Source organism: Vibrio lentus (genome assembly GCF_030409755.1).
Classification (GTDB): domain Bacteria; phylum Pseudomonadota; class Gammaproteobacteria; order Enterobacterales; family Vibrionaceae; genus Vibrio; species Vibrio lentus.
The window spans coordinates 978,509-994,016 of sequence record NZ_JAUFQE010000001.1 but is presented as its reverse complement, the minus strand read 5'-3'; the positions used below and the strand labels follow the sequence as shown (position 1 = coordinate 994,016).

The window sequence follows — 15,508 nt, the reverse complement described above, 5'->3', positions numbered from 1 at the left end:
TTAAGATCATAAGGAAAATGTAATGAAAAAGACCGCCATTTTGTCGATAACCACGATAGCCCTGATGAGCACAGCGGCGGTCTTTTTATATCTAAAGAAGGAAGAGACAAGTTCATATAATAACAACGCACAAAGCGCTTCTTCATTGAAGGTTAGCTCTCAACAAGATACGGAAATCGATAGTGCGTCAGCCAAAGACATGATGGAATATTTCGTGTCAGGCAATACAGAATTAACCCTCGAAGAGATTCGTGACAATGTGGCAAAACACCACGAGCAATCACAAGCCGCAGTGGTCGATGAAGCATTGTTCGCAAAGTATCTTGAGTACAAGTCGGCACTGACAACATTGGATGTTCAATTCGACACCACCTCAATATCCGCAGAGGACTTACGCGCACTGAATCAAGCTCTGCTTGACCTTCAAACTCAATTTTTCAGTGAGAGCGAGATAAGTATTCTGTTTACCCATGACAATAAAATGAGGGAAATCGCTTTAGAAAAGTTACTTCTGAAACAAGAAGGGCTAGAAGAACGAGAATATCAGCAAAGGCTTGAATCCTATCTATCTGAACAACCTGATTATGTTCAGTCCAGTCATCAAAATCAGGTGTTATTACAGCAACTATCCAGTTCACAAGGTCTAGACGAACAAGGTAAATACTTGAAGAGAAATGAACTGGTTGGCGAAGAAGCGACACAGAGGCTTGAAGCGCTTGATCAACAAAGGGCGGACTTTGAAAATTCGTTAGATGTTTACTTTTCAGAACGAAATGACATTTTGAATGACTCAGCACTCTCAGAAATTGAACAAAAAGAAACGATTGCCCAGCTTAGAGAAGCTCATTTTCAGCCACAACAGCTGAGAAGGGTAGAAGCGATTGAGAGAATCAAAGCCGCGGAGAACGGTCAGTAAGGTTTGCTGAGTTGGTAACCTGCTATCAAAAATAAAAAACCAGTCACGAGTGACTGGTTTTTTGGTTCTGAGGTTAGTTGCAAGATAAATAAAGCTAAGTGTCGTTATTTCTTAAACCTCGAATTTTACGCGCTGAACCCTGTACCTGTACCTGTACCTGTACCTTGACGTTAGACCTTACACCTTAAAATAATCTAACTGCTGCTTTTGCTGCTCGGCTAGGTTAGATAGCTCGTGGCTCGCTGCTGCGGCTTGAGTAATACCGGTTACGTTTTGGCTTACTAGGCTGTAGATGTTTGAGATATTACGGTTGATGTCTGCAGTCACTTGGCTTTGTTCTTCTGCGGCAGAGGCAACTTGAGTGTTAATTTCTGTCATGTCGGTTACTGAGTTAGCAATACCAGAAAGTGCTGCGCTCACCTCGTCTGAGAGTGTTTGGTTGTGCTCTAACATAGACAGTGAACTGCTCATGCTCTCATTGGCGTTACCCGATTGAACCTGCAAACCTTCGATAATTGCTTGGATCTCTTTGGTTGAATCTTGGGTACGTGCCGCCAGCATTCGAACTTCATCGGCAACAACTGCGAAACCACGGCCACTTTCACCAGCACGAGCCGCTTCAATTGCTGCATTAAGCGCAAGAAGGTTCGTTTGTTCAGATATGCTTTGAATTACTTCAATCACCTTCCCAATCTGCTCTGAGTGCTCTTTTAGCGTGCCTACAACGTTTGCTGCTTCACTCAGCTGAATCGCCATCTGTTCGTTAGCTTTGTTGCTTTCATTAAACAAGCTCATGCTGTGTGTCGCCATTTCGTCAGCTTGCTTAGACGCTGAGTCGGCTTGTACTGCATTCTCGTTTACGTGCGATGCTGTGCTCTCAAGTTGGTTCACGGCAGAAGCAACTTGCTCCACTTCTTGCTTCTCTTGATCAGAGTTAGCACTTGATTGCGTCATTACTGCCGCCAACTCTGTTGATGCAGACGCCACTTCAATACTGATTCGAGATAGCGAACTTACTGTGTCGCGCAATTGTTCAACGGATTTGTTTACGTCTTGGGCAAGGCGAGATATTTCGTTGTCGCCATGCTCTTCCGCTTTTACTAGCAGGTTACCTTTTGCTACTTCGCGCATGGTTTCTTGGATATTGCTAAGCGGCTTAACAATGATGCCAGCCAGCGTCCAGCTGATGACTAATGCGATTGAAAGAATCACTAACAGTGCGATGGTTGCGGTATTGAGTGTGCTGGTGTGTTGCTGGCCATTGATGTCCACTTCTTGAGTGGCAATACGGTTCAGTTGCTTTGAGAGGAGGTTGATAGCTTGCACCATTTCGTTACCCGCGTGACGATATTGGTCGATTGCGATCTGATAGCGGTTATCAAAGTCAGAAGGTAGCGCTGCGCTGCCATGTTTTGCTCTTAATAGAGGAAGCATAGTGGTGCGAGAAAAGTCGACGTAGTGATTCATCGCTTTGCTCATTGCGGCCACTTCATCTTGCATGCCTGGTACGGTATCAAGCGAGCTTAGTAGGCGAGTATTTTGGTCACGTTTTTGATTTAGCGTTTCGACAAGCGTTTTGACGTCATCAGGATTAAATAAGCTATAGATTGCTTTGATGCGCATGCCGTAGCTGTTGTCGACGATTTCGCTAAGTTCTTCTTTATGTAGAATGAGTTGATCTGTTGCTGTTGATACATCTTTAAAAGCATTTTCCAGTTTGTCACCACCGATAATGACACCCGTCAAAAGTAGTACGACAGAAAAGAGTACTGGAATAAGAATTTGTATTTTTATAGATAAGCCACTGAGAAGTTGTCGCATGTATTGTCCTTCTTTGAATAAGTAAATGAGCAGAAGCAATTGTTATTATTGTTATTAGCCAGTGATTCTAACTTCTGAGAATGACAATTCAATCAGTAATAGATTCGATTTTGATATATGCGATAGGTATTTCATAAATTCTGATTATTTATCGTACAAACAAGGCTTTAGCCATTTTTTAGGTGGGGTTATTTAACACAGAACCTTGTGTGGTATTAGGTAATAAAAGGGATGGCGAGATATTGAGCGGTTTGGCTTAAATAGGTTGGAATGAATATTCAGTGCCTATGAGTGAGGCTCATTTATTACTTCAAGGTTACTTGGTAGGGGGAAAACAAGAAAATAAATTGTAGTTGTCATATAGGCTTCAATTAAGTGAAACACAACTGTCACATTCGGATTCTAAAGTAGGCCTCGTTCAAGCAAAACAACATTACGGCAATAACGCCACTAAAGGAAATTTGTGATGAAAAAGACAGTTATCGGTGCAATCGCACTACTAGGCGCTCTAACAGTGAATACAGCTTCAGCTAAAGAAACTATCTCTGTAGTTGGCTCTAACAGTGCTTCTCCACTGGTTGAAGTTTTTGCAGAAACCTACATGAATAAAGGCGAACCAGTGTTCATCGAAATTCAAGCACCGGGTTCTTCTGCAGGCATCAAAGCAGCAAAAAATGGAAGTGCTGACCTTGGTATCTCTTCTCGTGACCTAAAAGAAGAAGAGAAAACAGCTGACCTGAAAGAGCTCGTTATCGCTCGTGACGGTATCGCAGTTGTTGTTAACCCAAATAACGAAGTATCTGCTCTTACAGCTGAGCAAATCACTTCAATCTACAAAGGCGATATCACTAACTGGAAAGATGTTGGTGGTGCAGACAAGCCAATCGTAGCAATCACTCGTGATACTGCATCTGGTACACGTGGTGCATTCGAAGACATCATGAAACTTAAGAAGAAGATTGGCGACAAGAAAGTATCGGCTATCTCTCAACGTGCTCAAGTTGCAAACGGTAATGGCGCACTTAAAGTTTCTGTAGCAAGCAACCCATACGCTATCGGCTTCATCTCTCTTGGTACTGTAGATAACACAGTTCAAGCTCTAACTATCGACGGCGCAGCAGCATCAGTTGATAACGTTAAGAACGGCTCTTACAAAGTTGCTCGTCCTTTCCTAGTTCTTTACAAAGCAGGCGCTCCAACAGCTGAAACTCAACAATTCCTAGACTGGATGGTTGCAGACGAAGCTCAAGCTATCGCTGGTAAGAAAGGCTACATCACAGTTAACTAATCTTAACTGACCAACACTTAATTATTGCTCAGCCTAACTTAGGCTGAGCCTTTTCTTTCAACTTTGTCTATTTCGAGCTCTTATTGAGCCACAAAGTTTGAGATTTTATATATGACCATCGCAAATAGTGAAAAGCTTATGAATACTGAAGCGACTCAAATCAATAAGCCAAGTCTACGCGCTAAGAAGCGCATTGACTGGAGAGAAAGAATCTTTCATGGCTTGTTCTTATCGAGTGCTGTAATCGGCATCGTATCACTAGCCGTTATCGCTTACTTTATCGTTGCAGAGAGTATCCCTGCATTCCAAGAGGCTGGTGTTTCTGGCATCGTTCTGGGTGTGGATTGGTTACCTCCAGCTCTATTCGGTGTTGCAACAATGATTGTTGCTTCGATTGTCTCGACGCTTGGTGCTGTCGTTGTTGGTGTACCAGTCGGTGTATTAACCGCCATTTTTATTGCTGAGATTGCTCCTAAGCGTCTTGCCGATATTATTCGACCAGCAGTTGAGCTTCTAGCGGGTATCCCGTCGGTAGTTTACGGCTTCTTCGGTCTGGTAATCATTGTTCCTATGATTCAGAACATCTTCCAAGTACCAGCGGGTAACACTATCTTCGCGGGTATCATTGTTCTGGGTATAATGATTCTTCCTACCGTTATTACGGTTTCTGAAACTTCGATCCGCGCTGTACCTCGTACGTACAAAGAAGGCTCACTTGCTCTGGGTGCTTCGAAAATCTACACGATTTTTAAGTTACTCGTTCCTGCTGCACGTTCAGGCATTATGACGGGTGTGATTTTGGGCATCGGTCGTGCACTGGGTGAAACGATGGCAATCATCATGGTGATGGGTAATGCGCCAGCAATGCCAGAAGGTATTTTGGATTCGGCTCGTACGCTAACCGCAAACATTGCTATTGAAATGTCTTACGCAAGTGGTATTCACGCGAGTGCACTGTACGCAACCGGCGTTGTGCTTCTGGTATTCATCATGATGTTGAATGGTGCTCTGCTTTATCTTAATCGTGAAAAAACGAAGTAGGCGAGGATAAGTAATATGGATCGCGTAAAACTAAAACAAGCACGTCAAATGAAAGATAATGTCTTGAAAGGCTTTATCTGGGCGGCGGCGGCAGTCACCGTTGGTTTCTTATTCTGGATCATTTGGTACATCCTATCGAATGGCCTGCAATACGTAGACTGGAACTTCATCACCGACGACTACACTCGTACCGGTGAAGAACGTGGTATTTTCCCAATGATCATTGCCACGATCTACATGGTTATCGCATCGATTGCAGTGGCAGCGCCACTCGGCATTATGACAGCGATATACCTAACCGAATACGCTAAAGTGGGCAGTAAACTGGTTAAAGTGATTCGTTTCTGTACCGAATCTTTAGCTGGTATTCCGTCGATTATCTTTGGTCTGTTCGGTATGACCTTCTTTGTTTCGATTCTTGGTCTTGGCTTCTCGATTCTGTCGGGTGCACTAACACTAAGTATCCTGATTCTTCCTGTAATCATTCGTACTACAGAAGAAGCATTGATGTCAGTACCACAAACTTATCGTGAAGGCTCATACGGCCTTGGCGCTTCAAAAATCTACACTATCTGGCGTTTGATCTTACCAAGCGCAATGCCAGGTATCTTAACTTCGGTCATTCTTAGTATTGGTCGTGTAATTGGCGAATCAGCCCCTGTGTTCTTAACAGCAGGTATGGTGGCACGTGTTCCTGAATCGGTATTTGATTCTGGCCGTACACTAACGGTTCACCTATATAAGCTGACAACAGAGCTATTTACTATCGATGAGTGGAACCAAGCCTACGGCACGGCAACAGTCCTAATCGTATTGGTTCTCTTGATCAACATGGTTACAAAACTGATTGCGAGACGCTTCAACACGGCAACTTACTAAGCTCATTAGCTGGCTCAACAATAAAAAGAGCCCCCGTGATAAAGAAAGCATCAAGTTAGACACGAATTTAAGAATTTAGAGAATACGAAAATGAACAAATTTGATATTGAGAACCTAGATCTGTTTTACGGTGACAACCAAGCGCTTAAGTCTATTAACCTGCCAATTCCAACGCGTCAGGTAACGGCTCTGATTGGCCCATCTGGTTGTGGTAAATCGACACTGCTACGTTGTTTGAACCGCATGAATGACCTAATTGAAGGCGTTACCATTAAAGGTAAGCTAGATATGGATGGCACTAACATCTACGGTAACATTGATGTGGCTGACCTACGTATTCGCGTAGGCATGGTATTCCAAAAGCCAAACCCATTCCCAATGAGCATCTACGAGAACGTTGCTTACGGCTTACGTGCTCAAGGTATCAAAGACAAGAAACACATTGATGAAGTAGTAGAAAGCTCACTACGCAGTGCGGCACTTTGGGACGAAGTGAAAGACCGTCTTAAAGCACACGCGTTTGGTTTGTCTGGTGGTCAACAACAGCGTCTATGTATCGCTCGTACGATTGCAATGGAGCCGGATGTAATCCTGATGGATGAGCCTACATCGGCACTTGATCCAATCGCGACACACAAGATTGAAGAATTGATGGAAGATCTGAAGAAAGACTTCACTATCGTTATCGTAACGCACTCAATGCAGCAAGCGCGTCGTATATCAGACCGTACAGCTTTCTTCCTAATGGGAGAGCTTGTAGAACACAACGAAACGAGTGTTATCTTCAGCGAACCAAAAGATGATCGTACTAAAGGTTACGTAAACGGTGACTTTGGTTAATCGATTAGTTATGTGCTGTGTTTGGCCTTTTAGCAAAACCAGCACGCTAGCTGATACGCAGGTTAGATAATCGAATAGATCGACAGAATTATCACTATAACTATAAGCGATGGAAGTTTTGCCCCACTTTAGGTGGGGCTTTTTTATGTCTCTAAAAAAGTCCTAATGTCGATGAAATTTTGGGCAGAAAATCCCATTTTTGTCGTTCTTCTCATGCTTGTGATAATGTAAAAATTGAAATTGCGACCCGCTTAACATCTCATTTTTAGTTACATTGATTGCATATCAATGCTTCGGTATTTTTGCTTCACTCTCATTCGCCAATGGACGGAAGCTGTGCCTGTTAAAGCCTTTGCAAAACAAATATCTGCTACTCGTGACCACCGTCTGTTGGCAGAATCTCTATTTGATTACCTTGTTGAGGTGCTTACTCCGAAAGGAATAGGAATATTTGCTGAGCCGATACCGGAAAGTGAGTCGTTGCCGCTATTTTCTTTTGGTGAGGTGACGTCTCTTTCAAGCTATCCCACGACCTTCTGGCCTTGGGTGTCGCAGTTCGACACGGCTGATGGTGTCTTGCCAATGGCCATCAATACCTGTAAGTGGGAGCACATGGAGGTGTTGGGTGGTGAGTCGTTTATCATGATGCTAGACAACGCGCCTGCCTGTAGAACTTATTTAATTGTCCAAAATTGCAATGCAGAAAAGATCAGCCAAACCTTCGATCAAGGACTCGATGTTCTTCAATTAGCGGCAGCACGTTGGCAATGCATTCGTGCAGAAAAGAACGCTGCGCTGGAGATCAAATACAGAGACACACGTGAAGCGCAGTATCTTGATGAGATAAAGCTACGTGAGCTATTTGTAGAGAACATGAAGTTGGTTCATCAGGTTGCGTTAGAGCTTTCTAATCCTGAGTCGTTGGATGCATTGTATAAAGCGTCAGTAGAAGCCGTGCGCGACCGTCTAGGCTTTGACCGTGCGATCTTCATGTTACTTGATATGAAAAAGCGCTGTTTTAGCGGCACTTATGGTACTGATGAGACCGGTAGAACCAACAGCGAACATCATACCCAGTACGACTTGCATCAACTCGAAGCGGAATACATCGAAGCGTTATCAGACAATCACACCAACTTGGTTATTATCGAACAGGCACCTCTCTACACCGAAGGAAAAGTAGTAGGGCAGGGCTGGAATGGAATGTTGATCTTACGTGAAGGCGATAAACCCGTGGGTTGGATTGCAATGGATAACTACATTCATCGTTCACCAATTACCAATTACCAAAAGCAGATGCTTGAATCCTTTGGTTCCCTGCTTTCTCAAATCTACATCCGCAAACGGCAAGAACAGAACATCCGCATGTTGCACTCAAGTATGGTGGAACTGTCTCGCTGCGATAGCGTAAGCGAAGTCTGTAAATCTGCGGTTAGCTTTGCTATTCAGCACTTAGGGATAGACCGATTAGCGGTTTTTTTAACAGATAAAGGCTGCAATTACATGCAAGGCACGTGGGGCACGGATATAAAAGGCGACATTGTTGATGAGTCCTATTACCGCTCAGAGCTGGTGGAACGTGACATTGTTGCAGCAGCTCGCGCTTGTCCTAATCAAGTCGCCTTTGAAGAATCAGTGCCTATCTATCACGATTTCAATATTGTGGGAGTCGGTTGGACGGCAATGACGATGCTAACCACCAATACGGGTGAGCCGATTGCGTTTATAGCCGCGGATAATTTGTTAACTCGCAGCCCTTTAACGTCACAACTGCGTGAAGTGATACGTATCTTCGCTTCTAGTTTAGCTGAGGTGCTACAGAGAACCATGGCGCAAGAGGAGCTCAAAAAGCTTAATGAGACGCTCGAGCAAGAGGTCAGTAAGCGCACTCAAGAGCTTGAACGAGCCAATGAGCAGTTGGATATCATCTCTAAATTAGACCCGCTGACACGTCTTGGAAATCGGCGTATGTTGTCGCAGGTGTTAGATGATCTAAATTGCGATGATCGAGGGGCGTTTGCCATACAAGATGAAGTCACATTCGGATTGATACTCGTCGACCTTGATCATTTTGGTTTGTACAACACGGTTTATGGACATACAGAAGGTGACGCTGCTCTGCGCACCATCGGCAAGATACTCAATGCCCATGTTCATAGCGATAAGGAAACCTTTTGCCGTATTGGTGGTGAGGAGTTTATGTTGTTGATGATCGGCACTCATCACTCTGAAACTAAACAGCGTGCAGAGTCGATCAGAAAATGTATTGAAGAGGCGAAGATCCTTCATTGTGAAAGCAGCACTAGCCAATACTTAACCGCATCTGTCGGTTATGCTTCAATCACCTCTGATCAACGCCAATTCGACTTCGATCTACTGTATGGCAAGGCAGACAAAGCTTTGTATCAAGCCAAAGATTCAGGGCGAAATCGAATTGTCTCTGCTCTAAAGCGAAGAAAGGTCGCGACGCCACTGATTTAGTTTGGCGTTTATTCTTTTGCTCTCAAAAACGACTGAAGCCGTGATGTTCACAATGTGGTCATCACGGCTTCGTTCTTTTTTTACTTAGATTTTCTGCTTACTTAGAACGCTGGCTAATTAAAGCCTTTCTAATGTGCTCTTGTGTGCTTTGTTCGAGATGCGTTTTGGTTTCTTAACCGCTTTGATTGCCTCAGAAGGCTCCCATGACTGACTTGGTGAGCCAGCTTCAGCATAGAGGCTCTGATTTAGCTTGGTGAACTCAGCTTCGATCACTTCTATTGTCTCGTCACTCAAGTCTGGATTTTCTGCTTTCCATTGCTCAAACAAGGTTCTCGTCTTCACACCGTCTTTCATTTTCAGAGCGGCAATAAGCGCTTCTGCCGTATCGGATTGACGTTCATCTTTTTGCTTTGGTTTTACTACTGTACCGCGGCGTGACCAGAAGTAGAAAGCAAACGCTGAGCTGATTAACCATAATGCTGCAAACAGCGCGGTTAGATAAGGCCACACTCCTGGTTTTTCAACGGTAACAATTGTCGGGCTAGCTTGTTGGGTTGGCGGTGCTGTGACTGGTGATGTGCTAGATGTCGCACGGTCACTTGCCTGAACCGACAACTCAAGACCAAGAGCTTTACTGATTTCTTGTGATTGTGAGTCAGTGTTAAACCAAGCTTGAGAAACATCAGGAAGCGAGATATTTCCAGCCTCTTTCGGAATCAAGACTTGCTTGTAAACAACGACAGCATCACCGGATTGAGTGGTGCCAAATTGCGGTTTTTCTTCATAAACACGTACCGTTTTAGGGTAGGTGATATTCAGTTTCGGCAGTTGGTGCTGCGTTAAGTTGCTAGCCGTCATAGTAATGGTACGAGTTAACGAATCACCGGCTTCCATTTCAATCTTCTGTTTGTCGTCACCTAAAGCATTACCATCCGTCAGTTCATTGCCTTGGCTATCTGACCATTTCTGAATCAACTTGAAGTTCGATGTTGGTAACCACTCACCTTGATAGCCTTTTGGTACCGGATTCACTGTGACATCTAAGGTTTCAACAGGCGTATCGAGCTGGAAAAGGCGCGTCGTGCTTGAGTTATTGGTTGAGTAAACAACGGCACCGGTTAACTTTGGCCCTTGAAGCTGAAATTGTCCTGCTTGCTGTGACGATATATGGAAAGATTGCTGAACAACCGTGACTTCTTGTCCGTTGATAACATCTTGAAATTGCTTAGACTCTCCAATCGGTTCTACGTCTAATTGCGCTGAACTTGGTGGTGCAATTTTAGGATCTTGCAGTCTTCTAGGATCAGCCTTAATGATGAGTTTTACATCAAGCTCCGCGACCTCTTGAGGGTATAGCGAGTCTTTACTCAGATTAAGTTGAAACTCGGCCATATCACTCTGCTTTGGAGCGGCTTTATTAACCGCAACGTTGATGGTGATCGGTTGGGTTTTTGCGCCTTCAATATCAAAGCTAGGAATCTCTAATCGGCCTAATCGAAGTGGGGCAAGGGTAATATTCCACTCGCTAGACACAGTGCGGCTACCATTGACGATTCGCATCGATGACCCAAAGCTTGGGGTGCCGACGTAGAAATTCTTCTGAAGGGAGGTTAGATCTAAAGCACCTGACGATACTTTTTCATCGGTTGCCACTCTAAGTAGAAAGACTTCATCTTTGGTAACACTGTTTTGCGAAACACTCGCCACAGCGGTCGCTGCGAATACAGAATGTGACGAGAAAACACCGATTAGCAGTGTCAGCAGCATTGATAAAAATGGCTTGTTTAAAAATCGCATGGTTACCACTTTTTGTTTTGGTTGTTAGGAGCACTTTTTTGTCGTGCTTGTAGAATCATTTGCGCTTTAAGCAATTGGCTCGGATCACGAGCGCTTTCTACTTGCTCAAGTTTTCGCATATCAGGATCGCTCGACATAGGTTGACCTGATACTTGTGCTGCAGCTTGTTGAGCGTTGTTATCAGTGTCTTCCTTAGCATCCTCTTGTGCTTGGGCTGCCTGAGATACTGAGTCACCCTTGTCCTGTGGCTGTTTATCTGCTTGATCCGCTTTGTTTTGTTGCACAGCTTGCTTGTCGTTTTCTTCATCCGCCTTGGAATCAGGGCGGCTATCAGCTTGGCTCTGGTCAGTATTCTGATCTTGGTTTTCACTTTGATCTTGTTTATTGCTTTGATCTTGGTTGCCGCTTTGACTTTGTGACTTCCCATTGTCAGTAGAGCTTTGTTGTTGATCCTGCGAGCTTTGCGAAGAATCATTTTGCTGACCTTGCTGACCTTGCTGACCTTGCTGACCTTGCTGACCTTGCTGACCTTGCTGACCTTGCTGACCTTGCTGACCTTGCTGACCTTGCTGACCTTGCTGACCTTGCTGACCTTGCTGACCTTGCTGACCTTGCTGGTCTTGTTCATTTTGGTCTTTGGACTCAGAATCGTCTTGCTGTTGCTGTTGCTGTTGCTGTTGCTGTTGCTGTTGCTGTTGCTGTTGCTGTTGCTGTTGCTGTTGCTTCTGAGCCTGTTCGACAATCTCAAGGTTCTTCTTCGCATAAGCATGTTCAGGGTTGCTTTCGAGAATACGTTGATACTCTTTTATCGCTTGGTCGTACTTACCTTGCTTTGCTTGTGCATTGGCGAGGTTGTAGCGAGCATCTTCGCCGGAAAGGCTTTGTAGCGTCTGTTCGGCTGCTTCGAAATCACCGGCTTTGTATTGCGCGATGCCTTTCCATTCTTGCTGTTCGAACTGTTCTGCGGCTTGTTGAAAGTCCTCATCTTGATACAACTGATAACCTACTTGGTCATCGGTTTTCCAAGGATTTGCAAACGCAGTATTCGGTTGGCTGAACGAGACAAGTACAGCTAGACCACACCAAATGACCCCTTTTCGAAATAGCCCAAGTGCAGGAAGTAACAGAAACGGTAATAACCAGAAACCGTTGTTCACTCTGGTGTTGAGCGAGTTATTGGTTTTAGTCACTTCTGATGTCGTTGCAACTCGGTCGAGGTAACTTGCGATGTGTTCAACGTCTGAGTTATCCAATTGCAATTCAGTGAATGTGCCGCCAGAGCGACGAGTCAGGTCGCGCATATTGCCTACGTTGGTTTTCGCAACCACGGTTTGTCCTGAGTCGGTCTGTAACATCGAACCTGTAGGTAACGAGATCGGCGCGCCACTTTCCGTACCTACAGCCAAGACTGATAACGTCCAATTACTACCAGAGAGTAGCGAGTCGATATCTTTCTTCTCTTGACCATCAATATCATCAGCAATCAGTACTAGATCGCCTTTATAGATATGAGCACGAGTCATCATCTCAATCGCAAGCTTAACTGCCGATGCTGCATTGCCGCCTTGGAAGGGCATGATATCTGGTGATAGGTTGGGTACGAGGTTCTTGATGGTGTTGATGTCAGACGTTAGCGGACTAATGGTGTAAGCATCTCCGGCGTATGCCACCATTCCCGTTAGGCCTTCTTTCCATAACGAAAGCAGATCCAGAGCCTTGTATCGCGCCTGTGTTAAACGGTTCGGCTTAATATCAGTGGCATACATAGACATCGACATATCCATGATCACAACTCGCGCCTGTGTTTTTTCAAAGCTTGGCTGTTCATTTTTTTCAAAGCTTGGACCGGCCAATGCGATGACACCGACCAACCACCAAACACCGAAATAAGTGCTGCGGTTTTTTGAGGGTTTGCTCGATTCAGGAGCTAAATAACGGGCGATGTGTGACGCTAATAACCCTTGCTTGGATTGTCTCTTGCTAAGCCACCAAATAGCGGGCAGCACGGCAAGAGCCAAGAACCAATATGGGTAGATAAAAGTAAAGTTAGACATTGTTTCTCCTAATGGCTAACAGCATAAATGCAAAGAACATTGCCGCCGACAGTGACCAGACAAACCATTCTTGTTGTGGTCGCCAGATCTTAGTGGCGTTCGTCACGGGTTCTAATTGGTTGATGGTGTCGTAAATCGTTGCCAGCTCTTTGCTGTCACGCGCTCGGAAGTACTGACCGCCAGTGCGTTTGGCGATTTCCATTAGAGTACGTTCATCCAAGTCTTGAGCAGTATTGACCTTACGAGTCATGAAGAACTCTTTGACCATCATTTCACCCGCACCGACACCCACGGTGTAAATTGTGGCGTTGTATTTCTTTGCAATATCCGCCGCTTCAAGTGGATCTAATACGCCCGCGGTATTACTGCCGTCACTGAGTAGAATCATTACACGCTGAGGAGCGTCGCTGTCGACAAAGGTTTTGGTGGCAAGGCCGATACCATCACCGATCGCAGTTTGAGTACCAATCAGCTTTAGCACTGCCTGATTGAGCTGTTGTGAAAGCGTGTCTCTATCTAACGTCAATGGCGTCTGCAAGTAGGCGTGATCAGCAAATAGTACGAGTCCGACTCGATCGCCTTTACGGCGCTCAATAAAGTCACTCAATACATGTTTCACCGCAGATAAGCGATCGATGTATTCGCCATTGAACTGCATGTCTTCTTGGCTCATTGAGTAGGAGAGGTCGACAACCAACATCAAATCACGGTGTTTCGGTTGAAACTCAACCGGTTCACCGTACCAAACTGGGCGTGCCATGGCAGTTACCAATAAAAGCCAGATGATGACCGACAACGCCTTGGGTAAGCGACTGCTCGGCGTTTTGGTATTGCTGTCCTCGGGCAGAAATGGAAGCCTTAGGGCATTGTTCGATTCCGCCTTAGGAGAGAACAAGTAAACGAGAACCGGCAGTGGCGCGAGGAAAAACATCCACCACCAAACGAATTCAATATTTAGTAAGCTCGTGTTTAAAAGATCAGTCATAACGACCTCGCTTTGGAGGAAGGGCTTTACGAAGCCAGGTTTCGCAGTCATTAACCAATTGCTGTTGAGCCTTTTTCTGTTCGTCGTTCATTAAGGCTGTATCTTGGTAGAGCGCTTGTTGCCATTGCGATTGCTTTGCGAAGAACAACGGCTTTGCCAATTGTGCATCTAAGAACGCCAACCAATCATCACCAGATAAGCCTGCCACTTTGTCGCGTGGGAAATAGCTTAGTGCTGCCTGACGAACGATGTCTTGAGCTGCACTCGGAGACAAAGCATTTGAAGATTGACTATTACGAAAGCAAGCAAGTGCTTCGTTCTTCGCGTATTGGTTCTTTTGTCTGCGTTTTACAATGAAAAACACTAAGGCGATCAGAACGATGGCCGTGATAATGACTGACCACCAACCCCATGCCAAAGGCCACCATGACGGTGCGCTTGGCGTAATAATCGGGCTCAGGTCGAGAGGTTGATTCATGACTGAACTCCTGATACTTGGCTCATTAACGATTGCGCACAAGACAATGAACTGTATGGGATCGCCAGAGAAAGGCTCATTTGCATCAGTTGTTGTTGCTTCTGATCAAATGCGTGACTGAGCTTTTCCTTTTCTTTGCTTGATGAAAAGTTAAACCATTGCGTTTTATTGCCGTCGGTGATCTGTTTTGAACCTTTGAAAGCAGTGACACCTTGCTCTAATGGATCGTAAAAATGAACTAAGCGAACTCGATTATGTCGACGTATTTGATTGATAAGTGAGTAATTACTTTCGTTATAACGAACAAAATCACTGAGCATAATGATATCGCTGCCTTTCGGGCAAAGCTGGTGAAGAGACTTCAGCCCATGCTCTAAGGTTGTGTCGCTGTGATTGTCTGGGTTGGTCAGCGCTGCGTTATTGATTTCTATGACTTTTTGCAAAATACGCAGTGGAGCATGGTTGCTAGCACTGGGTTTAATCTCAATGATCTCTTGGCCAGTATCTATCACTGCGCCAATACGGTCTTTTTGAGCGATGGTTAACCAGCAAAGTTGGCTGGCAAAGTGCGCGAGTTGAACTGATTTAAGCAACAAGGTTGAGCCGAAAATCATACTGCTTGACAGATCTAAGAACAAAATCACAGGCTGTTCTCTTTCTTCAGAAAACAGTTTGGTATGCGCCTTTCCGGTTCTAGCCGTGACGCGCCAATCAATGCTGCGGATATCGTCACCCGCCTGATATTGACGAACCTCAGAGAAATTCATCCCGCGACCTTTACGATTGCTCTCGTGTTGCCCGTTTAGTTGCGACCACAGGCTCTTGGCTGGAGGCAACCAGCGAACAGACTGCGCTTTGTATTGCAGCAGTTCGTCCAGATTTAACGTGACACCGTCACTATGGTTGGGTAATTGATTCTTCATGCGCT

Annotated in this window: 12 protein-coding genes; 6 read left to right on the top strand and 6 right to left on the bottom strand. The window is 44.9% G+C overall.

Annotated features, from left to right (window positions below):
* Positions 1 to 22: 22 nt before the first annotated feature.
* Positions 23 to 916, top strand: coding sequence for a lipase secretion chaperone (locus QWZ07_RS04105; protein ID WP_192853479.1), 894 nt, complete (start codon positions 23 to 25; stop codon positions 914 to 916).
* A 177-nt stretch (positions 917 to 1,093) separates the two neighbouring features.
* On the opposite strand, the gene QWZ07_RS04100 is transcribed toward QWZ07_RS04105, so the two are convergent.
* On the bottom strand, positions 1,094 to 2,737 hold the full coding sequence (locus tag QWZ07_RS04100) for a methyl-accepting chemotaxis protein (protein ID WP_192853480.1): 1,644 nt from the start codon (positions 2,735 to 2,737) through the stop codon (positions 1,094 to 1,096).
* A gap of 466 nt (positions 2,738 to 3,203) precedes the next feature.
* Between QWZ07_RS04100 and QWZ07_RS04095 the strand changes: the two genes are divergently transcribed.
* From QWZ07_RS04095 to QWZ07_RS04075, 5 genes are all read left to right on the top strand, one after another.
* On the top strand, positions 3,204 to 4,025 hold the full coding sequence (locus QWZ07_RS04095) for a phosphate ABC transporter substrate-binding protein (RefSeq protein ID WP_017104886.1): 822 nt from the start codon (positions 3,204 to 3,206) through the stop codon (positions 4,023 to 4,025).
* A gap of 111 nt (positions 4,026 to 4,136) precedes the next feature.
* Positions 4,137 to 5,066, top strand: coding sequence for a phosphate ABC transporter permease subunit PstC (pstC, locus tag QWZ07_RS04090; RefSeq protein WP_004732040.1), 930 nt, complete (start codon positions 4,137 to 4,139; stop codon positions 5,064 to 5,066).
* Between the two features lie 15 nt (positions 5,067 to 5,081).
* Positions 5,082 to 5,945, top strand: coding sequence for a phosphate ABC transporter permease PstA (gene pstA, locus QWZ07_RS04085; protein ID WP_004732038.1), 864 nt, complete (start codon positions 5,082 to 5,084; stop codon positions 5,943 to 5,945).
* Positions 5,946 to 6,035: 90 nt separating this feature from the next.
* The gene (gene pstB / locus QWZ07_RS04080) at positions 6,036 to 6,785 is read left to right on the top strand and encodes a phosphate ABC transporter ATP-binding protein PstB (RefSeq protein ID WP_004732036.1); all 750 of its coding nucleotides are present in this window, start codon (positions 6,036 to 6,038) and stop codon (positions 6,783 to 6,785) included.
* A 336-nt stretch (positions 6,786 to 7,121) separates the two neighbouring features.
* Positions 7,122 to 9,266 (top strand): sensor domain-containing diguanylate cyclase, encoded by a 2,145-nt coding sequence (locus QWZ07_RS04075; protein ID WP_192853481.1) that lies wholly within the window; start codon positions 7,122 to 7,124, stop codon positions 9,264 to 9,266.
* Between the two features lie 117 nt (positions 9,267 to 9,383).
* Here QWZ07_RS04075 and QWZ07_RS04070 read toward each other — a convergent pair whose 3' ends face one another.
* From QWZ07_RS04070 to QWZ07_RS04050, 5 genes are read right to left on the bottom strand one after another with little or no spacing between them, the layout of a single operon-like run.
* Positions 9,384 to 11,063, bottom strand: a complete 1,680-nt coding sequence (locus tag QWZ07_RS04070) for a BatD family protein (RefSeq protein ID WP_192853482.1) — start codon at positions 11,061 to 11,063, stop codon at positions 9,384 to 9,386.
* Positions 11,064 to 11,065: 2 nt separating this feature from the next.
* Positions 11,066 to 13,117 carry a vWA domain-containing protein gene (locus QWZ07_RS04065; protein WP_290253864.1) on the bottom strand — a complete coding sequence of 684 codons (2,052 nt, stop codon included), beginning with the start codon at positions 13,115 to 13,117 and terminating at the stop codon, positions 11,066 to 11,068.
* Complete coding sequence (locus tag QWZ07_RS04060; protein ID WP_290253862.1) at positions 13,110 to 14,102, bottom strand: vWA domain-containing protein; 993 nt, start codon at positions 14,100 to 14,102, stop codon at positions 13,110 to 13,112. The genes QWZ07_RS04065 and QWZ07_RS04060 overlap by 8 nt, the downstream gene beginning before the upstream one ends.
* Positions 14,095 to 14,580 carry a DUF4381 domain-containing protein gene (locus tag QWZ07_RS04055; protein ID WP_192853484.1) on the bottom strand — a complete coding sequence of 162 codons (486 nt, stop codon included), beginning with the start codon at positions 14,578 to 14,580 and terminating at the stop codon, positions 14,095 to 14,097. The genes QWZ07_RS04060 and QWZ07_RS04055 overlap by 8 nt, the downstream gene beginning before the upstream one ends.
* Positions 14,577 to 15,503: a DUF58 domain-containing protein gene (locus tag QWZ07_RS04050; protein ID WP_192853485.1), complete on the bottom strand. Its 927-nt coding sequence runs from the start codon at positions 15,501 to 15,503 to the stop codon at positions 14,577 to 14,579. The genes QWZ07_RS04055 and QWZ07_RS04050 overlap by 4 nt, the downstream gene beginning before the upstream one ends.
* Between the last annotated feature and the right edge of the window lie 5 nt (positions 15,504 to 15,508).